The 21,943-nt window shown below is 39.8% G+C and carries 17 protein-coding genes and 1 pseudogene; 7 read left to right on the top strand and 11 right to left on the bottom strand.

The annotated features are described in order from the left end of the window. Positions 1–77: 77 nt before the first annotated feature. Positions 78–1,697, bottom strand: a complete 1,620-nt coding sequence (locus NIES592_RS07245) for an ArnT family glycosyltransferase (protein ID WP_073555301.1) — start codon at positions 1,695–1,697, stop codon at positions 78–80. Positions 1,698–1,958: 261 nt separating this feature from the next. Here NIES592_RS07245 and NIES592_RS07240 point away from each other — a divergent pair, with 261 nt between their 5' ends. Both NIES592_RS07240 and NIES592_RS07235 read left to right on the top strand, forming a co-directional pair. Further along, positions 1,959–3,524 carry a hypothetical protein gene (locus tag NIES592_RS07240; RefSeq protein WP_062244154.1) on the top strand — a complete coding sequence of 522 codons (1,566 nt, stop codon included), beginning with the start codon at positions 1,959–1,961 and terminating at the stop codon, positions 3,522–3,524. A 190-nt stretch (positions 3,525–3,714) separates the two neighbouring features. After that, positions 3,715–5,244, top strand: coding sequence for an ArnT family glycosyltransferase (locus tag NIES592_RS07235; protein ID WP_256678072.1), 1,530 nt, complete (start codon positions 3,715–3,717; stop codon positions 5,242–5,244). Positions 5,245–5,309: 65 nt separating this feature from the next. Here NIES592_RS07235 and NIES592_RS07230 read toward each other — a convergent pair whose 3' ends face one another. Then, complete coding sequence (locus NIES592_RS07230; RefSeq protein ID WP_178379490.1) at positions 5,310–7,316, bottom strand: ArnT family glycosyltransferase; 2,007 nt, start codon at positions 7,314–7,316, stop codon at positions 5,310–5,312. A gap of 131 nt (positions 7,317–7,447) precedes the next feature. Here NIES592_RS07230 and NIES592_RS24980 point away from each other — a divergent pair, with 131 nt between their 5' ends. Further along, positions 7,448–7,975, top strand: a complete 528-nt coding sequence (locus NIES592_RS24980) for a hypothetical protein (protein WP_062244148.1) — start codon at positions 7,448–7,450, stop codon at positions 7,973–7,975. 283 nt (positions 7,976–8,258) lie between these two features. On the opposite strand, the gene gloA2 is transcribed toward NIES592_RS24980, so the two are convergent. Together gloA2 and NIES592_RS07210 are read right to left on the bottom strand one after the other, a co-directional pair. Further along, a complete protein-coding gene (gene gloA2 / locus NIES592_RS07215) occupies positions 8,259–8,645 on the bottom strand; it encodes an SMU1112c/YaeR family gloxylase I-like metalloprotein (protein ID WP_073555300.1) in 387 nt (128 codons plus the stop codon). 83 nt (positions 8,646–8,728) lie between these two features. Next, positions 8,729–9,973, bottom strand: a complete 1,245-nt coding sequence (locus tag NIES592_RS07210) for a vWA domain-containing protein (RefSeq protein WP_016870874.1) — start codon at positions 9,971–9,973, stop codon at positions 8,729–8,731. A gap of 237 nt (positions 9,974–10,210) precedes the next feature. Here NIES592_RS07210 and NIES592_RS07205 point away from each other — a divergent pair, with 237 nt between their 5' ends. From NIES592_RS07205 to NIES592_RS07195, 3 genes are all read left to right on the top strand, one after another. Further along, positions 10,211–10,888, top strand: coding sequence for an ATP-dependent Clp protease proteolytic subunit (locus NIES592_RS07205; RefSeq protein WP_009457780.1), 678 nt, complete (start codon positions 10,211–10,213; stop codon positions 10,886–10,888). Between the two features lie 96 nt (positions 10,889–10,984). Beyond that, entirely contained in the window at positions 10,985–11,587 is a 603-nt protein-coding gene (locus NIES592_RS07200; protein WP_073555299.1) for an ATP-dependent Clp protease proteolytic subunit, read from the top strand. A gap of 237 nt (positions 11,588–11,824) precedes the next feature. Further along, complete coding sequence (locus NIES592_RS07195) at positions 11,825–12,424, top strand: J domain-containing protein (protein ID WP_073555298.1); 600 nt, start codon at positions 11,825–11,827, stop codon at positions 12,422–12,424. Here NIES592_RS07195 and rnc read toward each other — a convergent pair. Next, a complete protein-coding gene (gene rnc / locus NIES592_RS07190; RefSeq protein WP_073555297.1) occupies positions 12,416–13,105 on the bottom strand; it encodes a ribonuclease III in 690 nt (229 codons plus the stop codon). The two genes, NIES592_RS07195 and rnc, sit on opposite strands and share 9 nt — an antisense overlap. A gap of 281 nt (positions 13,106–13,386) precedes the next feature. Between rnc and bchD the strand changes: the two genes are divergently transcribed. After that, on the top strand, positions 13,387–15,417 hold the full coding sequence (gene bchD / locus NIES592_RS07185; protein ID WP_073555296.1) for a magnesium chelatase ATPase subunit D: 2,031 nt from the start codon (positions 13,387–13,389) through the stop codon (positions 15,415–15,417). Positions 15,418–15,640: 223 nt separating this feature from the next. On the opposite strand, the gene NIES592_RS07180 is transcribed toward bchD, so the two are convergent. The 6 genes and pseudogenes from NIES592_RS07180 to NIES592_RS07155 form a co-directional block, all read right to left on the bottom strand. Continuing rightward, entirely contained in the window at positions 15,641–17,176 is a 1,536-nt protein-coding gene (locus tag NIES592_RS07180) for a SagB/ThcOx family dehydrogenase (protein WP_073555295.1), read from the bottom strand. A gap of 402 nt (positions 17,177–17,578) precedes the next feature. Continuing rightward, positions 17,579–18,619 carry a 1-acyl-sn-glycerol-3-phosphate acyltransferase gene (locus NIES592_RS07175; RefSeq protein ID WP_073555294.1) on the bottom strand — a complete coding sequence of 347 codons (1,041 nt, stop codon included), beginning with the start codon at positions 18,617–18,619 and terminating at the stop codon, positions 17,579–17,581. A 143-nt stretch (positions 18,620–18,762) separates the two neighbouring features. Then, on the bottom strand, positions 18,763–19,158 hold the full coding sequence (gene arsC, locus NIES592_RS07170) for an arsenate reductase, glutathione/glutaredoxin type (RefSeq protein WP_178379489.1): 396 nt from the start codon (positions 19,156–19,158) through the stop codon (positions 18,763–18,765). Positions 19,159–19,291: 133 nt separating this feature from the next. Then, positions 19,292–19,417, bottom strand: a pseudogene (locus tag NIES592_RS24395) (NADPH-dependent FMN reductase); the annotation flags it as partial. A 92-nt stretch (positions 19,418–19,509) separates the two neighbouring features. Next, positions 19,510–20,664, bottom strand: coding sequence for an ACR3 family arsenite efflux transporter (gene arsB, locus NIES592_RS07160; RefSeq protein ID WP_062244115.1), 1,155 nt, complete (start codon positions 20,662–20,664; stop codon positions 19,510–19,512). A 30-nt stretch (positions 20,665–20,694) separates the two neighbouring features. Then, positions 20,695–21,759, bottom strand: coding sequence for a PstS family phosphate ABC transporter substrate-binding protein (locus NIES592_RS07155; protein WP_073555292.1), 1,065 nt, complete (start codon positions 21,757–21,759; stop codon positions 20,695–20,697). Between the last annotated feature and the right edge of the window lie 184 nt (positions 21,760–21,943).

The raw sequence follows: 21,943 nt of genomic DNA, 5'->3' as shown, positions 1-21,943 counted from the left end.
TGCGTCTACGTAACGGGAACTGCCTTTGGTAGTGGGCTGGACTCACCAACACCAAACAACAACCAAGCAACAAACAACTATTTAATATCTTTTGTCACTAGTTTCCACCCTTCTGCTTGGTCAATAACCTTGAGTGAATCAAGTTGAAGAGCATAAACGGCGGACTTGTCAAGCAATAAATAAGGTTGTTTTTGATTGTGCCAATAATCTTGCAGTTCTTTAAAAGAAGCAGGAACAATATTGCGATCGCTATAAAAATTCAATGAGGGACGGTGTTCAGGGTTAGATGTATAAATTTTGGCGCCGGATGGTGTTGCTTCGCGGATCATGTTGGCCACTGGTTGAACTGGATAACGTTCTGCCAATTCCCAAACCCAGTAATTAGATTTCATAAATAAGAATAGGGAAACATAAGACCCCCAAAACAAAACTTTGAGAAATTGGCGATCGCCTCGTTCTGCCAAAATCGCTGCGAGAGCCATTGTCATCGCTACCGCTGCAAAAATCAGCTGTAACTGTAATTCAGATTTTGCTGTTGGTACGAAACTGAAATAAATACTACCAGCAGTCGCGACCAAAGCTAGCAAAGTTAAACTTACTACCCAAAATCGTGGGTAAGACAATAGCACAGGTAAATCTTCAATTTCCCCTAGTTTCGCTCCGATTACCAAGGCGAGACTAGGATAAATAGGAAATACATACCAAGGAAGTTTTGTTTCCATCAGAGAAATAGTAACTAAATAAACTCCCATCCATACCAACACAAGTTTTGCCCAACTGAGGTTACGGTTTTCTCTGGCTAAATGCAAGCTGGACGGTAAAAAAATTAACCACGGCCAAGTATATTTAAGAATTTCCAATAGATAATACCAGGGTGGGCCGGAATGGCCTTCAACCGATGACCAAATGCGATTGAGAGATTGGCTGAACATACCAACATTGGTAAAGGTGCGACCATACTCCCACCATTGAGCTAGATACCAAAAAGCCACGGGTAAACTACCTATGAGAATTCCTACCCACATATAACCACTAGTCAGCAGTCGTGGTGTATCCCAAAACAGAAATGCGACTACGACAGCAGCTAACAGTAGACCTAACATACCCTTAGTGAGGCAGATTAAGCCGAAAGCGATACCCACACCAAGGCAATAGCGTAAATCGCGGCGCGATCGCAACACACACAACATCATTAATATAAAAAAACATACCACTGCCCCATCCAACATGGCTAAGCGCCCATGACGCACCACTGGCAGCATTGTTAAGTAAACTAGAGCGCTATAAACAGCACAAGAACGTTGACGAAATATTTCTCTACCCACACAATACAGCAATGGTACTGATAGTGCTGTTAAAATTGATCCTGGTAAGCGCGCTGTCCACTCGTTTACGCCACCCAAGCAGTAAGCCCCAGCAATCAGCAAATGCATTAACGGTGGTTTGTTGTGGTACGGTTCACCTCCCAGAGTTGGGTAAAGCCAACTCATTGAGCCAGCAGGGGCGTGCAAAATCTCTTTGGCAACCTGTGCCACGGTTCCTTCATCCCAGTCTCGTAGCGGTAATCCGCCTAGATTTATGGTAAAAAGTAATACAGCTGCTACCAGTAGCACTATTATCCATGTCCAATCAATCCATTTGTTTAGCGATCGATATTGCTTTTCTAGACGACCCCAAGTAAAGCTTCCTTCTTGCATATTCTAGGATAATAATTTAGCTTGCTGGTTCGATAACAAAAAGATGTTTGTGCATCTTTGTGTGTTGCCATTTTGCAACAAATAGAGTCTGAAGTTCCTCCTTGTTTTTAAATTAACTCAATTTTTGCTAATTAATCATAATATTTTTTGACAACTTTTCTGACGTTACTCTTAAATTGATTTCAAGAGCATTGATTGAAAAAAATTTGACACGAAAAACACTAGCTATAAATCTTGATTTGGTGAGCGCGGAGAAAATAAATGAATCTACCTTTTATTTTAGATGTAGCAATTGGTTTAATCTTTATTTACTTAATTTTGAGTTTATTAGCCTCAGAAATACAAGAACTAATTGCTACTGTGTTTCAATGGCGTGCTGAACACTTAAAAAAATCAATTGAAATTTTATTAGCGGGCGATGTTGAAAGTGCAGAAGAAGCTCATGTCATCCAACTTGCAAATAGAATATATGATAATCCCTTGGTTAAAAATATTAATCAAGAAGCAAAAGGATTATTTGTCACCATACCTCGTAAGATTACTTGGGCAATTGGTTCACTATATCGGATGGTGAAAAAACCTAGACCCGGGACAGATAAAAGCACAAGTATTTTTGGAGAAAAGAAACATAGTGGTCCTTCTTATATTCCTGCTGATATTTTTGCAACAACTCTTGTGGAAACACTACAAATACCAGCATTGGTGCAAAAACTAACAGAATCCAGGTTGAAAAAATTTAAAGAAGAAAGACTAGCTGAAATCGAAGAAATTATTATTAAATTACAAGAACAAACAAGTGGTGATGAAAGCCTTGCCAATTTTTTTAGTAATATTTATAAGGAATTTGCGGAACTCCGTTCAGAATTTGAAAAAACTTGTTGGAACTTTCACCAAAAAAAAGCTAGCTTGCAAACAAGCCTGAATCGTATGGCGGAAAGTTTTGATAGATATATAGAATCTTTTCAAGCAGAGATGCCTGAGTATGATTTATGTGGAAAAGCTTTACGAAGACTAAAGTTTTTAAAAAAAGATATTTTTGATGATATTGAGCAAGCAATATTACTAGGAGGGTTACAACCAAATATTAATGAAGTTGTACAAACAATTGACCAAACTAGCGATATATATAAAGAAATCAAAGCAGCAATTCAAGATCAAGACAGCGAAACGCACCAGGGAGTTAAGAAGGCATTCCAGACAATTGAAACTACAGTCATTGAAAATTTACCACCATCTGTTGTTCAAAATCTTGCCGTTTTAGCAAAGCGCGCTCAAGCAAGAGTTAAAAACACAGAAGAAGGAATGAATGCATTGCGTTTAGAAATTGAACATACATTTGATAGTTCAATGGAAAGAGCATCTGGAGTATATAAACGTAATGCTAAAGGAGCAGCGATTTTAATAGGTTTAGCGATCGCTATCACTGCAAATGCAGATGCAATTCATATGATAAGCAGATTATCGAAAGATTCTGCTCTCCGGGATACTATTACCAATAGTGCTGGAGAAATAGTACTACGGAATAGTACAGTTGATTTAGATCAACTTAGGCAAGAAGCAGACGAAGTTTTAACAAATATTTCTTTACCACTTGGTTGGGGTGATGCTAACTTAGAGCAACAAATTAGATGGACACGCCAATCAAAAACTACTTTCCCCTATCTCAAAATTTTAGCTTTGATTCCTGGCTGGTTACTTAGTGGTATTGCTATTGCAATGGGTGCGCCATTTTGGTTTGATTTACTGAATAAAATTGTGAATGTGCGTAATTCAGGGAAACGTCCTAATCATTATGTAAGAAATGTGAATGAGAAGGAAGAAGAGTAGGGAAGTTAAGTAGTGTTTTTAAACGCAGAGGTTCGCGGAGTAGGCGCAGAGTTACGCAGAGTTTGTTTGTAGAGTGTTTGCTAGGAGTTTAGTTAAATTATTTATACTACCCCGGTTTAAAAGCTGGGTTTTTTGTCATACCAAAAGTATTGCAACGGCTTGTAAGATGGTTATCTTGTCGGCCATAATAATGCAAGTTAAGTTTTCAAGTTTTTGGCTTAGCAAAATGAAAAAAGTAAGTAATATTCTTCCTGTGGTGTGTTTAATATTTGTGAGTTTATGGTTGAGGTTGATTAATTTAGGTTACTCGAATTATCAAGGTGATGAAATTAAAGCACTATATAGACCACAAGTAGGGCAAAATATGATTGATTTTTTACTCAATCAAAGAAAAGGACCAATTCAATTTTTGATTACATATATTATGAGTATTTTTAATCCTGAGTATGATAATGAATTTCTACTTAGGCTACCTTTTGCCATAGCGGGTATATTGGCTATTTATTTTTTTTACAAGTTTATCAAACTAGAATTTAATAAGAGAATAGCTCTTTATTCATCTTTATTTATTGCAATTAATGGATTATTTATAGCTTTGACAAGAATTGTTCAGTATCAATCATTTGTAATCTTATTTTCTGTGTTGACTTTATATCTAATCAGTTTGTCCACAAAGTTTACAAGATGGAGAATTTATGGTTTGTATTTAGGTATGTTTTGCTGGGTAATTTCTATTCTTGCACACTACGATGGTATATTTATTACACCATTTGTAATTTACTTAATTTACAGATGGTATCTTGATTGTGAGCCTTCCCATAAAAATAAGCAACTCCTGTATTTAGTTTTAGCAGGGACTATTTTTTTAGTATCAATATCTATATTTTATCTACCCTTCTTTTTCTCCGTATCAGAATCTACTAAGGCTTACTGGTTGGAAAGAATAAGCAAGCAATCGGTTAGTTCTACCCGAACATTTATGACTTATAATCCGTTGTTTATTATATATGTATATGCTGTTTTGGGTTTATTAGGTCTATTGAAAATTAAACAAAATTTTCCAGTAGTCTTGTGGTTATTGTTTCCTCTCTTAGTTTTGGAAACTCTAGTTAGTAATCCTGGTACGCATATCTATACCTATATTTTGCCTTTCTCTGTTTTAATGGCTTTTGGGCTGGAAGTTTTTCAAAGTTTTATCTACAATAAATTTCCTGCAAAATCTCGATATATTAAGAGTTTTTGCTTAACTTTGTTATATGTACCGTCCTTTTTACTATCTCATGTATTATTTATAGATAACAAGAAAGAATATCCTTGGGAAAATAAAAGGGTCTTATTTTTAGAAATAAAAAGACAAAGTAGACAAAGTTTATTTGGATTTCCCTATTATAGGCATTGGGAAAAAGTAGGCTCATTTTTAGAAAATACGGGCAGAAATGGTTACTTTATTACTAATGAAAAGCCAAGTATCACACGATATTATATTCCGAAAAATTATAAAAATATAGAATTACATCCATATAATGACAAAGTTCCTGGTGATATCTACATAATATTTATAAAAAATCCTCAAAATGGTAACAAAAAAATATTAGATAAAGACCAAAGTTATTGGCAAGAACGATATCAGCCTGTAAAAACTTTTTCTAATTATGGAAGAGTTGTCACGACAATTTATCGCTTATCATCTGCTGATTGGCAAAAAATAGTCACTCAATAGTAGTGGTTAGTAGTTAGTAGTTGTTCACTACTCCTCATACTCCTCATACTCCTCATACCTCTCCATCACTTCACCACTTCAACTTCACCAATCACTTGTCCTTTGTTGAAGGAGAACCCCTCCACCTGTAGCTGATAGTGTTGCGGTGATGTACTGGGAGAAATTTTCAGCTTATGGACATCTCGTATTGTTGTACCTGCGGTGATCTTTTCTGGAGTTATGTACCCATCTATTAGGGGTGTGCTGGAAAAATTGGAAATATGATTTTGGCGATCGCGCAAACTTATTTTAATGGAAACATCTGCTGGCGGTGGTGCAAAAAATTGCCAGTAGAATGTGACTATCAATTCATCATTGGCAGATATTTTAGTTTTATTTAAGTCGTAACCTAACAAGCGTACTTGTTCGCCAAAAGACAAAGATAAGGGAAATTGGATGCGCTTTACATCTTCAGCTAAAGCTAATGGTCCAGGATAAACCCATGCGTAGTCAATATCTTGCAGCCGTACGGTATATAAAGGTTGCTGCTTAGCAAAATAAGCTAACATCTTGGGTTCTGGCAATTGACGTTGCAATTGGTTCTTGTAGAATACTACTCGATTAGCCTGTGTCCAAGGTTGAATTCCAGAGGGAATACGCTTGTCTATTGGTAAAACTGGACCGTGAAAATAACTAGAAAAATAGCGACTATACCAACTCGCTACTGTAATTTCCTTGACATTGGGAGACTGGTTCAACCATTGGGCGGCTTGTTCCAAACCCTCCCCTTGACCAATCATAAATATATTTTGGGCTGCCACTGCACCACCAAACAAAGGATTGTAGTAAGTCAAGTAGTGGGGATGGTAGGGGAAAAGTAAGACTAGTTGCAACGCAAAGATCATTAGACAACCCCACTCCCTACTCTTTTCCATTGAAACAGAGAGTTTATTTAGCCAAACTGTCACCCCAGCAATGATTTCCAACCAACCAACCGCCGCAAGTATCGCCAACATTGGTAAACAAAGATTGATGTAACGGTCGATTTTGTTGTCACTGGCTGACAATATCAGTACCACCCAGATAGATATTAAGGCGATCGCAGCGATAGCAGGCATATTTTTTTGCCGACGCCGTAGCTTGGGTATCAGCAATACTAGACTTTTAGCCACCAAACCAAATTGCAATATTGGTGAAAGACGATATACCAGCACTAGGGGATAAAATAAAATTCCTGGGGAGTGGGTAAGTTGTCCTAAGAAAAACAGAAATCCCCGATCTGACTCTTGCAAAACACCATCACGTATCCTGTCAAGAACATATCCAGGTGAAACCCACATGGCTGGAAAAATCAGGATAAATGTAACTAAAATTGTCGCCAGCCAAAGTCGAAAACCTCGCAACTGCTGTTTCCAGCCTCTTGAAGGAAAAGTTTCTTGCCAAACTCCTAACTCAATCAATCCGATAATAATTGCAATCGCAGGTAATAAAAACAATGCTGTGATTTTTGCCGCCGTTGCTAGTCCTAGAAATACCCCCGAAGCTAAAGCAAATTTCCGTTTCCCATCTTTTTGCAAATAAAGTAGAAATAACAGCACAGCCAGAATAGCAAAATCAGCCTGTAGCGCATCAGTAGTAATAAAACGCTGATATGCCAAAAAGAACGGTTCTAATAATAAAATAATAATCGTGTACAAAGCGATCGCTTGCCCTAACAACCGCCTTATAAGTAAATATATACACACCATACAAGCAGAAGTCACCACTGCTTGTACTAAACGAGGAATAATATACAAATTAATCGGAAATTGTTCTAAATTCAGACAACCCCCAACATCCAGAGGTAAATCCACACCCAGAAACCCAGGAAAAAAATTGTTTAGCCAACAATTCACCAACATCCCACTACCAGTTAGCCACATATTGGGAACCCCTGGATGATGCTTGAGAATTGTATGAGTTAAATCTCCCTCAAACAAACGTCTAATAAACTGACTACCACGATAAATCCATAATCTCTCATCAGTATTAAGAGAAGCAGTAATTGCTAAAGTACGTGACACCAGTGAAATTAGGAAGATGACAAGCGACATTGTTATTTGTTGGTGGTTGGTAGTTGTTGGTTAGTGGTTATTTAACACTAATCGCCATCTACGTTAGATTAACTGCTTTGATAGTTTAAAGCTATAGTAGAAATCATAAAAGATATCCATTGGATAGCCAAATGAAAAGAGTAAAGCAATATAGAATTAGACTCACAGAAGAAGAAGATGAATTATTAAAACAAGTAGCTAGAGAAACAGGTCTGAGTGTAGCTGATGTAATTCGGCTGGGGATTAAGTATCAAATTAGAGACTTAGAGTATAAAAGACTTACAAAACTCCGAGAAGACTCAGGCTTTCTCAAAAACTGGGAACAGTACTTTGGTCAATCCATTATTCAGGAATTTGGCAGCAGATGGCAAACAGCTTTGCAAACAGCTTATCTGCAAACTTTGATCGAATACAAAGACTCTATTTGTTACATAGATGAGAAATTTGAGATTATTTCTAGTATTACCGAAGTTGAAAAAAGTAGCGATACTACTCCCATAGTTGAAGAAACATCCCCTGAAAGCATATCCGAACAGAAAGTAAAAGCAGATATTTGTCAGTCTTTAGCAAAATATTTAGGGGGTGAGTGGAACGGGGATGAGGGAATAGTGCAGATATTTCTGAATGGTCTCAAAGCCGACCTGCTATATAGAGAATAAAACGATGGCGCGATCGCATCGAATCAAACTATGTTCCCAATGCAATCAACCCGCATCAGTTCTTTATCGTATCAAACACAAAGAAGGCGGTGAATGGGTGTTTGTTTGTCCTCAATGTTGGTTTTCTGTGAGTGAAAATAACCCATTTTATGTTTATGGTGGGACATGGAAGGCTAATAAAAAGCGGTAGTAGAGGTTTGTAATTTAGTCCAAGAGAGGAGAAAAAACGAACACAGATGGACACAGATTAACACAGATGAATATTGATAAAATTACTATATTTCTAACGTTCATATATCTCTAAAGGTAAAGCATCGGGGTCTTGAAAAAAAGTAAATTTCTTCCCTGTAATCTCATCAATTCTAATCTCTTCAACTTCAACACCCTTAGCTTTTAACTCACTGACAACTTCCTCAATATTCTCCACTTGAAAAGCTAAATGTCTTAAACCACAAGCCTCCGGCTGACTAACTCTTTGCGGAGGATTAGCAAAAGAAAATAACTCAATTTGATAATTCTCCCCCACCCGTAAATCTAACTTATAAGAATTCCTCTCCCTCCGAAAACTCTCATTAATAATAGGAAAACCTAAAACTTCCGTATAAAACCTCTTAGAACATTCATAATCAGAACAAATAATCGCCACATGATCAAACCCTCTACTCTTCATCTTCTTCTCTTCGCGCACTTAGCGTCTTCGCGGTTCATTTGTTTCTCATATAGGGTAGGCAAAAAGCCCACCCCCATAAACAACTAATCCTGCAAAACCGTCTTCGAGACAATCCTAGTTTTCTTGCGATCGCTTTCCGATAACTCTTCCCCGGATTGTAACCTCGTCGCAGAAGTTTGTAACACCGTCGCTGCACCCACATCTCCCATTTGCAAAGCCGTTTTAGCAGCAGTTTGCAACATCGTTGCAGCCCCAGCGCGATCGCCTTGTTGTAATTTTGCCTCAGCCAACTGTGTTTGCCGATACTTAGCTAACGCCAAAATATGCTGTTGTACCTCTGGATTCGCTTCACCTTGATAAGCTGGAACCACACTCACCTCCACAGGTATATTTTCTGAAAGTAACCCAGTCTGATTTTGTGCGGGATCATCATAGCGTACCTGCACACGAGCAATTATATGTTTACCAGCAGGGAACTGTCCCAAATACATGTTGGCTAAAACCACTCTTTCCGTGTCCTTCATCAAGTCTCCCAAACGCACAGCAAAACGCCCATCAGCTTCTTGTTGTACTGGTAATTCAATCGTATCTGGAGACACTTGAGCTACAGGTTTGAGTTCTGCTAGCCGCACTTTTGGCATGAAAGAAAACAGCAAATAAGCATTAGTTAATGCCACAGCTTGAACCCGATTAAAAAGCCTAGCAAACTCATCTACAGCTTGTTCTGGCCGTTGAATATAAGATAAAGTTCCACCACCAGCATCGGCAATTTTTTCGAGAATATCTTGGTTCCAATTGTCACCAAATCCCAAAGTATTCAAAGTTAAATTGTAGCCTGCGGCTAACTGAGCAAATTTCAAACAACGTTTGTTGTCTCCATGTTCATTTTCGCCATCTGTTAATAAAAAGGCTTGAGAAACAGTTTCTTTTTTGCCCTTTGCTAGTTCCTCAATACCCAAACGTAATCCTTCATCAATCGCAGTACCACCATCCGCAGCTAGGCGATTGATTTTCTGTTTAATAGCTTCTCGGTCACTAACAATTTGATTAGGTACTAATACTTTAGCGCGGTGATCAAAAACAACCACACTCAGGCGATCGCCCTCCTTAAGGCGATCAACAATTTGGTTAGCCGCTTTCTTGACAGTTTCTAGCGGTCGCCCACTCATCGAACCACTATGATCAAGGATTAGGCATAAATTCAGTGGTACATTACGATCACTAGCTTCTGCGATCGCAGATAGGGAAATTGCCAACTGACGTTGGCTGTTCATTTGATTGGCATCCAAATTGCCATCATTTAGTGTCGGCAGCAAACTAACCTTCATAACCTCAGGTTTCCATCCAGGATATACATATTTATAAATAACTTCAGGGGACAATATCCCCTCTACGGAAAAGATATTTAGCAAAATAGTTATTTGTTAGTGTTTGGTAGTTGGTGGTCATTCCAAACAACAATAAGGACTAATAACTAACTTAGTGAGAAATCCACACCTCCAACAAGGCTAGCATCGCGTTAGGATGTATTACAGTTAACGGCATTATTTCAAGCAACAGTTCCTATGGACGTTTCTCCCATCAAGGCTGTGCAAGCCCCCTACTACGGCGATAACTTCTACCGCACGCCGCCACCAGATTTGCCCTCTCTACTATTAAAGGAGCGAATTGTCTACCTGGGAACTCCCCTATTTGCAGAGGTGACAAAACTCATCATTGCCGAACTGCTGTATTTGCAGTCTGAAGACCCAGATAAGCCTATTAAAATTTACATTAATTCTACGGGTACTTCCGATGGCAGTTCCGGTCAAATGGCACGGCTATTTGGTTTTGAAACCGAAGCTTTCGCCATCTATGACACGATGAAGTACATTAAGCCCCCTATCCATACTATCTGTATCGGTAAAGCAGTCGGTATGGCAGCGGTACTTCTGAGTGCTGGTACTAAAGGTTGTCGTGCTAGTTTGGCCCATTCCAGCATTGTCTTACACCAGCCCAGAAGCTATGCCCAAGGACAAGCAACGGATATTCAGATCCAGGCTAAAGAGGTCATCACAAATAAAGAGGCAATGGTAGACATTCTTTCACGTAACACGGGACAACCCAAAGAAAAAATCGTGAAGGATATGGATCGCCACTTTTATATGACTCCCCAGCAAGCTGTGGAATATGGGTTGATAGACCGAGTTTTTGAAAAATCCGAAATCACTACCACCCCAGCAACAACTGCTGGAATTCTCTAAATAGTTGTTTGTTGATTGTTGTTTGTTGTTTGTTCTTCCCAATCAACCACCAGCCACCAACAACTAACCAATTAATATTGACAAACGGAGTAAAATATGCCGATTGGCTATCCAAGTGTCCCCTACAGATTGCCGGGTGAACAATTCACGCAGTGGATTCACATTTACAGTCGTCTTGCCCGCGATCGCATCATCTTTTTAGGGGAAGAAATTGATGATAAACTCGCCAATGAGATTATCGCCATCATGTTATATCTGGATTCCGAAGATCCAGGCAAAGATATTTATTTATATATAAATTCTCCTGGTGGTGCGATCGACTCTGGCTTGGCAGTTTACGACACTATGCAACACATTAAATCTGATGTGGTGACAATTTGCGTAGGTTTAGCTGCTTCCATGGGTTCTTTTCTCCTGGCAGGTGGTACAAAAGGCAAACGCCTAGCTTTACCCCACTCCCGGATCATGATTCACCAACCCTTGCTTCCTGGTGGTATGCGCGGACAAGCAAGTGATATTGAAATTGAAGCTAGAGAAATTCTGCGTATCCGTCGGCAGATGAACGAAATTTACGCCCAAAATACTGGTCAACCGCTAGAGAGAATCGAAAAAGACTCCGAAAGAGACTTTTTCATGTCTGCTGCGGAAGCAAAAGAATATGGCTTGATTGACAAAGTAATTGAGGAACGCCCGAATTAGAGATCGGGGATTGGTGATCGGGAACTAGGGACAAGGAGGACAAGGAAGACACGGAGAATTAGTTACTATATTATTCTCCTCACACTCCTCACACTCCCCCCACTCCCCACACTCTCCCCATCTCCCCACCTCCCCATCTCCCCTTCCCTAAAAATGGCAATTTGGTCTTTATGATTGGGTACTTCCAGGATTAAGCTATATGCTGATAGCTGATACTAATGCTTCTTGTAGATCACGATGGATCTTGGAGATTGCTACCGTTTATTGGGTTTAAGGTCGGGTGCTTCTTTTGCTGACATTAAAGCGTCTTATCGACGATTGGCGCAGCAGTATCATCCCGATATCAATCCAGATGACAACAAAGCCAAAGATAAGTTTATTGCCTTGACTGAGGCATACAGGTTACTATTGCAGGTGGTAAATCCACAGGAAATAGTGTCCCAGCCCACTCAGACAGCAACTGTAACTCGCCCAGAACCTACTGTTACAGAAAAGCCGAAAACCACACCAAAAACTAAACCGACGCCACAACCGCCTCAAGTGTCGGAAAAAGAACAACAATTGAAGTGGCAAACTTACGAACAATTGCAAATATTTTTGAAACAAAGAAGGTTTCCGCAAGCGATCGCCTTAGCAGAAGCTTTAGCAGCACGTTTACCAGAAGACGCAGAAGTACGTCAATGGCAAGCGATCGCTTATCAAATTTGGGGAAGGGTGTTAATCAAAGAAAATCAGCCACTCAAAGCCAAAATATATTTGAAAAAAGCCCTCAAAACAGACCCCCACAATAAAGCTTTGTGGAATGAGGTGCAGCGTGATTTCCAAAAATTAGAGTAGATTTTTTGAGGTTTCCTTCACCTTCGCCAAAGCATCTTCCGCAGCAGTCTTCTCTGCATCTTTTTTGCTGCGTCCCCTACCTACTCCATAAACTTTTTCACCCACAAATACCTTAGCAACGAACTCAGGCGCGTGCGAAGAACCCCCTACCTGTTCTGTGACATACTTAGGTGGAGTAGGGGTAATGTTCTTTTGCACCCATTCTTGAAAGCGATTTTTCGAGTCAACACTAGCACGAATTTCAACAATATTTTCTGGTACAGCATCAAACAGTGGTTCTACAACTTTCCGAATCGCCTCGATATCAGAATTATTATCTAAATAGTAAGCACCAACTACCGCTTCAAAGGTACTACTGAGTAAATTCGGATTTTGAAAACCGCCATCGAGAATTGCACCTTTACCTAACCGCATTCGTAAATCTAAACCTACCTCGATCGCAAACTTGGCTAATTGCTTCTCATCTACCAACGCTGATCGCCGCCGCGTTAATTCATCTTCTCCTTTATCAGGATAACGGCGATAAAGATACTCACCACTGAGGAAATTGAGTAAAGCGTCACCGAGAAATTCCAAGCGTTCGTTGTGTTCGCCTTCTGTTGGGTTTTCATGGACGTAGGAACGATGGGTTAGGGCGCGGCGTAGAAGTTTATCATTGTTAAATATGAGTAGTTTGTGCATTTTTATAGTTTATCTTGCTGCGAAATTCGTTGTAATTAACACAAACATCAACATAATTGATCTCAGTCTGATTTGTATTGACAGGTAACTAATGAATTGACTTCACCACAAGTTAGTCAAAATGGGTGATAAAAGTCTGGCTTTTGTCAACAATAGTCTCACTGCTGCTCAGTCCAACCACGACATTCAGTTAGGCGAACGCTAATTATTCTAATCTCCCCACCTCCGCACATGTCCCAGATTTGGTAAGCTAAAAACCTAGATAAACCATTATAAAAACTATGCCTGCGCCTACTATCACTCCTACAACTACCACCTTTCCCTTGGCCGCTGTTGTCGGTCAAGAAGCTATCAAACTAGCCTTACTCTTAGCAGCAGTCGATCCGGGGTTGGGGGGAGTAGCGATCGCAGGTCGTCGCGGTACAGCAAAATCTGTCATGGCGCGTGCGATCCACGCCCTACTACCACCAATTGAAGTGGTCAAAGGTTCGATCAGCAATTGCGACCCCAATCACCCAGAAGAATGGGATGATAAGCTACTAGCAGAGTACCCCTCTCTCCCAATTGACGGAATAGGAACTGAAGTTATCCCTGCACCCTTTGTCCAAATTCCTCTGGGAGTAACCGAAGATAGACTCATCGGTTCTGTGGATGTGGAACAGTCGGTGAAACAAGGGGAAACTATTTTTCAACCAGGACTACTCGCCGCCGCTCATCGAGGCGTCCTGTATGTCGATGAAATCAATTTATTAGATGACCAAATTAGCAACCAACTGTTAACAGTATTATCCGAGGGACGTAACCAAATTGAGCGGGAAGGTATAAGTTTTCAACATCCCTGTAAACCATTATTTATTGCCACTTACAACCCAGAAGAAGGGGCGTTACGAGAACATTTACTCGATAGAATTGCCATTGTTCTTTCCGCTGATGGAGTCTTGGGTCTAGACCAAAGAGTGCAAGCAGTCGAAGTTGCGATCGCCTACTCCAAATCTCCCCAAGAATTTCTCCAGCAATACAGTGAAGATATCGACGCCCTTAAAACCCAAATTATCTTTGCGCGGGAATGGCTAAAAGATGTCTGCATTACCCACGACCAAATCACCTACTTGGTAGAAGAAGCAATCCGGGGCGGAGTCCAAGGACATCGGGCGGAATTATTCGCAGTCCGTGTTGCCAAAGCCTCAGCAGCGTTGGATGGACGCACCCAAGTTAATGCTGATGATTTGCGTCGCGCAGTGGAATTAGTCATAGTCCCACGCGCAACTCAGATCCAGATGCCCCCACCCGACCAACAGCAGCCCCCACCACCGCCACCGCCACCCCAAGACGAACAAGAACCCGACGACGAAAATCAAGAACAAGAAGAAGAGGAAGATAACGAAGAACAACAAGAACCCCCCAGCATTCCCGAAGAATTTATCTTTGACCCGGAAGGAGTTGTTCTTGATCAAAGTGTGCTTTATTTTGCTCAAATGGCACAGCGACACGGTAAATCCGGTAGTCGTAGTTTAATCTTCTCCGAAGACCGCGGGCGTTACATCAAACCAATGCTACCCAAAGGCAAAGTCCGCCGCATTGCCGTAGATGCCACAATGAGAGCCGCAGCACCGTATCAAAAAGCACGACGCGCTCGTCATCAAGGAGATACACAAAAGCGGGTATATATTGAACAAGGTGATATTCGTTCCAAGCGCTTGGCTCGCAAAGCCGGAGCATTGGTAATATTCATCGTCGATGCTTCTGGTTCGATGGCATTAAATCGAATGCAATCTGCCAAAGGCGCGGTGATGCAACTATTGACAGAAGCATACCAAAATCGTGATCAAGTAGCCTTAATTCCTTTCCGGGGAGAGCAAGCAGAAGTATTATTACCACCGACACGTTCGATCGCCTTAGCCCGAAACCGCCTGGAAAGATTACCCTGTGGTGGCGGTTCCCCGCTAGCACATGGTTTGACGCAAGCCGTCCGCGTCGGCTTGAATGCCCAAATGAGTGGAGATATCGGGCAAGTCGTACTCGTGGCAATTACTGATGGGCGAGGTAACATTCCTTTATCGCGTTCTTTGGGTGAACCGCAAGAACCGGGAGAAAAGCCAGATATCAAAGCCGAGTTGTTGGATATTGCTGCGAGAATCCGGGCTTTAGGAATGCAACTGCTGGTGATTGATACCGAAAGTAAATTTGTTTCCACTGGCTTTGCCAAAGAAATAGCCAAAACAGCGGGAGGTAAATATTATCACTTGCCCAAAGCTACAGATAAAGCGATCGCAGCCATGACTAAAGGAGCGATCGCCGATATCAGAAAGTAGTAAACTACTTTTCTTTGTGTCTTGGTGTCTTAGTGGTTCAATTTTTTACACCACCAAGGCACAAAGTCACCAAGTAGGAAATCTAAAAACTAAAGTTCACAGCAATAAGCCCAAACTCCTAGCCAACTTAGCTTTCAGCTAACTTAGGGTTTTTGCCCTAAATTTATTTGAGGGTGAGATTGTGGGCTACTTTTTTATCCATCAATTTAAAGTTGATAAACAGCTACCTTGGTCTTCCTAAAGTAGTTACATACAAAACTGCTTCTTCCGCAGGAATACCTAAAACATCATTTACTAAGTCATCAAAGAAGCCACCAATACCGCTAACGCCTAAGCCGAGGTGAATAGCTGCTAGATTGAGTCTTTGACCTAAATGACCAGCATCCATATGTAAGTAACGATAAACGCGATCGCCATACTGGGCAATGGCTGCTTTGAGATCAGCTGTATGAAATAATACCACTGCTGCATCTCGTCCTAAATCTTGTCCTAAACAGAGGAAATGTAACTCACGCCGGAAATTTTTGAAGCGAATTTGACGTAATTCTTGTGCTTTGGGTGCGTAATAATAACAACCAGACTCTAGTCCATTAACTCCAGAAACAGCAATAAATGTTTCAATTAAATTGAGATCAAAGTAGTCTGGAGAAATATCAAAGCCTTGGTCGATATAATTTTGAGGTTGGTAAGTAAAATCGAGTAAGGCTTTTAATTCGTCAAATGTTAAATCTTCACCCGTATAAGCACGAGTAGAACGACGCTTGAGAATCGTACTTTCTAAATCTATTAGCTTTTCACCCCAGTTCACTGGCGCTGTTACAGTAGAAATTTTTTGACAAAAAGGAAAATTGTATTTATCCTCTAATGATTTTTCTTGCTTAACCTCAGGTAAATTGAGCTTACCAGCAGTTCCTGGTTGGATTTGGGTTGCTTGATGGAAATATTTTAGTAACTCGCCATCGGGAATTTTAGGATAATTAGTTTCTGTAGCAGAAGGTAAAGCAGTTCGCCATGTTGGTAAGTTCTGCTGAATATCTAGCATATCTGCTAAAGGCAGAACTGCGATCGCTCCTTCTTGTAGAGAATCAATATAAAGCAACTCGTTTACCGCCTCATCCACAAAGCCACCAATTAAGTGAGGACGATAGTCTGTAATACTACCAGCTAACTCGATATTACCTAATAAATGTCCCGTATCTAAAAAAATACGACGGTATGCCCTATCCTCATAGCGCCATGCAGAACGATAAAAAACCGCAGTAATAATAATTGCCAGTTGAGTACTCTCTAAAGCCGGATGCCACAAACAAGCTTCTTGTAAAGCTTGCCAAACGTCACTGTCCCAAAAATGCATCAAAGAATGACTCCGACACTGATAGTTATACAGTCCTGGAGGTAACAACGACGCACCACGAGAAACTACATACACTTCCGCTGGATATAACCCACCAGCACTAGGCGCAGCACGGAGATATACTGCGCTTCCCATTGAAGGCATTCTCGCAGTTAATCCATAACTGCAAAACAAAAGCCGTGATAATCTTTGCCACCATTGTGCTTGTGGATTATTGGTAAAAGCTTCTGGCTGATTTTGAATATAGGGCTTAAGGTCAAAGGTAGAACCTATTTTATACTCTTTAAACGGCACTGGTTGCTTTGCCCAGTCTAAACCCCTACTTTTAAAAGCAATAGTTTGAGGCTCATACTTAGTACGTTCGTGGTAGTGCTGAGCAATAGAAGATTGGCGTAGTTCTGGCATAAGAATTGAAATATGTTTCTGCTACAATCTTGGCATTTCTGAGTACTCACATTTCGTTATAAATTGTACAAACCTATTACTAGTCTTTGAAGTTTTTGTATGATTGGCATGAATAGCACATGCTCTTTACAAACATAAAATTTTTAATGTCAAAATTGAAACAAGCTTTTCTTCCAAGAATTTAACATGAATGTATGTATCACTTAAATTAAGTATCAAGCTAATTGATTGTGTAGAATAGGAAATGTCTATCTTAATTTTATCGATTTAGATAACTAATATCATGTCAGCTTGAATACTTGTATTATCCGTTGGGGTCGGTAATAGGTAATAGGTAATAGGTAACTGGTAATTGTTAATCATTTTTCATTATTTTTGGTATACGCAGTTCATGACGGCTACTTATTTTTTAATCAGTTTATTAATTTGATTTTGCATTTTGTCTCGTAATGCTTGTGCTTGTTGATAACTTACTGCACGTTTATTAACTGAACTATTTTTATCATTTTGTTGTAGATGAGTTGTTTCTAAAGGTTGAATAAAGTAACGTAGATGACTTTTAGCTGCCCAAACACCCATGGATGGAAACAGAATGAATGCCAACATCAAAGGCGATAAAGGTAAAAATGGTAATTTGAATAATCTCTGTAGTTTTTGCAGGTTAGTAGACCAAGGATGAAGATTTTCATTGCCAATACAAATAACAGGTAAAATTGGGATTTGCAAACGTTGGCTCAATTGTATAAAACTCACATCAAATTTTTCTAATTTATAACGTTTTTGCCAACCTTTTCTTGGCCCGCGTAAGCCTTCTGGTGCATATAAAAGAATTGTTTGATCTTGCAAAGCTGTGCTAAATTCATTTAGCTCCGCTCTCACACCACCTAAAACTGTTGACCATCTAGGCGGCAACCACCAAATCATCCAAGCATGATCAAATAGAGATACACCAGCTAAAGTTTTTAAGATCCATCCTCGCTCTTTACCTAATAAATAACACAAGGATAAAAAATCCCAAGGAAAACACATTCCGGCATGATTCATGGCTACCAGAATTGGTTTTGTATTTGGTAAGTTTTCTAATTGATATAATTCACCATGAAAATAATGTTCAACGATAGGAGCCAAGATTTCCTGACTAAAAAGCTGTTGATAATTAGGATCAAATTCACTAACTTCTTGTCGTGGTGTTCGACATCCAAGACGCAACCAACGAATAAATATTGCTAAATAGAAACCACCAGGAATTAAAAATAAGATGTATTCTAGCCAATTCCAACCATCAGGATCGCAATGGTAATGCTGCCAATGGCGATTAAATAAAATTAGCCAACCGGGAGGATACCATAAGCAAAACCAGTCAAACCAACTAAATGTATATCTATTACTAGAAGGAGTTTCAATTGATGAGTTAATTATATTTTCTTGATTTTGATTAATCACAGTTAACAAGAAACTGAAAATTATACTGATTTAGTATATTAAGTTTTAAACTTTGTTAATTACATCTTTCTTGAGACATAAAACAAAAAGTTTGTAGTGAGCATTTCAGCATCGACTACAAACTTTAAATAATTATTATTTTTTTAGCTGATTTCTGCGAGCAATTTTACTACTCGTTCTTTGACTTGATCGCGGACACGGCGGAAGGTTTCGATTGATCCTCCTTCTGGATCTTCTAATTGCCAGTCTTCAAATACTTCTCTAATCACCCACTCCTCTGGCAAATTCACTCCACAGCCACACAAAGAAATCACAACATCGTAATCTTCTGGATTAAAATCACTGAGAGGTTTAGAAGTTTGATTACTAATATCAATGCCAATTTCTGACATGACTTGGACTGTCATTGGATCGACATGAGAAGCTTCTAAACCTGAGCTTGTGACGGCAACTTTTTCTTGCCCTAATGTACGAGTAAATCCTTCTGCCATTTGGGAGCGACGAGAATTTTTTTTGCAAACAAACATTATTTTTTTCATGGTTTGATTGATTGTTAATTGTTGATTGTTGGTATATTTGAAGCTCTTAACAATGACAAATGACGACCCCCTACTAATTAGCTTTATTTGTGCCGACTTACTTACTGGTGAAAACTTTTATGAACTCCGATAACTTAATCTCAGCACCAAAACCTTCAATAATGCGTGCAGCTTCTTCTGCTAATAAACGACTATAGGAACGCTCTCGCAAAGAGCCATATAAAAACAATATTCTCGGTGGATGGTCAAAGGTCTTCATTTCCTCTGTGTCCTCAGCGCCTCTGTGGTTTGAAGCTTTTAGCAATCCAAAATCCAAAATCTTGTTAGGGTATTAGCTTCCCCAGCAAATTTTTAACTAAAAGGACTAATACAACGTGGATCTGGCAATGTTGCTTTTTCTGGTTCCCGTGGAAACCAAGCTGCGGTGCGCTTGCAAAACTCAACCAGCATCAACATCACCGGTACTTCGATTAAAACTCCTACCACTGTGGCGAGTGCAGCACCTGAGTTTAAACCAAATAGCATAACAGCAGTAGCAATGGCTACTTCAAAATGATTACTAGCCCCAATTAATGCAGCAGGTGCAGCATCTTCATAAGATAAATTCATTTTCAAAGCCGCTACATAACCAATTAGGAAAATGAAATTTGTTTGGATAAATAAAGGTACGGCTATTAACAAGATGTGCAAGGGATTGTTAACTATTAATTCTCCCTTGAAGGCAAACAGCAATACTAAAGTCAGTAGTAGGGCGGTAATGGCAACTGGAGTGAGATACTTTAAAAATTTTCGTTCAAACCACTCTCTACCTTTATATTTTAAAATCCAGTAACGGCTGTACATTCCCGCTACTAACGGTAAGCCTACATAAATCAGCACTGACAATACAATTGTTTGCCAAGGTACTGTTAAATCATTCGCTGCTAGTAACCATCTACCCAACGGTGCATACAAAAACAACATTGCGAGGGAATTCACCGCCACCATCACTAGCGTATGTCCCTGATTACCGTAGGAAAGATATCCCCACATCAGCACCATCGCAGTACAAGGGGCAATTCCTAATAAAATTGTGCCAGCAATGTAGGAGTTCGCTAATGTTACTTCACTGCCACGAATGATCTCAGTCCCTGCTATCAAAGGACGAAATAACCATCCTAAGAAAAACTGGGCAAATGCCACCATTGTAAATGGCTTAATTAACCAGTTCACTACTAAGGTGAGAATAACAGGTTTGGGCGCACGGATGGCATTTGCTGCTTGAGTGAAGTCAATCTTCACCATAATGGGGTACATCATGAAAAACAAACAAACTGCGATGGGAATGGACACTTGATACACACTCATTGCATCTAGTGCGATCGCAATCCCTGGAAATAATCTACCCAGAGCAATTCCTGCCAAAATACACAAAACTACCCAAACTGTGAGGTATTTTTCAAAAAAACTGAGATTACTCCCTGCTTGCACACGCACTGTACTAGCTTGCGAACGATTTGTTCCCATCAGTATCACTCTCAAATAAAATGCTAATTCTTAAAACTTGGCTTGTTTTCTTAACAACTCGCCAATGCTGAGGTTCACCTCTGCTTCCCCTTCAAAAACTGTTCCTACCTTGCCTCTGGTAAAGTGAACTTTATCAAGGTGATAACCTTCTTCTGGTAAAGGTACATACCCCACAGAAGCTACTGTTGTTGGTGCTTTCTGAATATAGAAATCAACAAAATCTTTAACTGCTCGTTTCTTTTGAGCAGACTGAGCATTAACATAAATAAATAGTGGTCGAGACAGAGGTTGATATTGAATTTTTTCCACTGTTTCTCGAGAAGGCACTACTGCACCTTTACCTTTGCCGCTATCAACAGGTAATGCTTTTAACTTGTTTTGATTTTCTTCTAGGTAGGCAAAGCCAAAGTATCCTAAAGCATTCGGATCTTTACTTATGCCATCTACTAAGACTTGATCATCTTCACTGGCTGTATAATCAGTGCGACTGGCTCCGACTTTACCAACTATTGCTTCTGTGAAGTAGTCAAATGTACCAGACTTGTTACCAGCACCATACAAATTCAGTGGGCGATCCGGCCAAGATGCACGTACCTGGTTCCATTTGGTAATTTTCTTTTGGGCTTCTGGTTCCCACATTTTTTTTAGTTCTGTGGTGGTAATGTCTTTTGCCCAGGTGTTTTGAGGGTTGACAGCAATAGTCAGAGCATCAAAAGCTACAGGCAGTTCTATAAACCTCACGCCATTTTTATTACATACTTTCATCTCCGCACTGAGAATTGGTCGTGAGGCATTATTAATATCTGTCTTTCCAGCACAAAATTTTTCAAACCCACCGCTAGTACCGGAAATGTCCACTTTTACTTGGGTTTGATCCTGGGATTCTGCTTGAAACTGTTTTGCTATTGCTTGGGTAATTGGATAAACGGTACTGGAACCATCTATTGTTATTGCTGCAACTGTTTGTGAACTAGTAACTTCAGTGACATTTGCCGATGGAGAACTTTGCGCAGATGTATTGAATTTTGTCGTGCAACTAGTAGCTAATACCAACATCCCAAGCGCGATCGCTAATTTCTCTCCTGTCGCGCTCATGTTTCACCTCATAGCTTCTTGTGATAGTTATACTTCCTATCATTTCAAAAAAAGTTGATTTGTCAATGATAACTAGACTACATTTTACAAAACATATCAATTTTTCTTGATATGTTTTCCAGAGGAATTACCAAACACAGGCAGTCCCAATGAAAAAACTTCACGAGAACTGCCTCGAACTCGG

Origin of the sequence: Fischerella major NIES-592 (genome assembly GCF_001904645.1) — a bacterium.
In the GTDB taxonomy this organism is placed as follows: Bacteria; Cyanobacteriota; Cyanobacteriia; order Cyanobacteriales; family Nostocaceae; genus Fischerella; species Fischerella thermalis.
The sequence above is the reverse complement of the archived record's forward strand: the minus strand, read 5'-3'. Positions and strand labels throughout refer to the sequence as shown.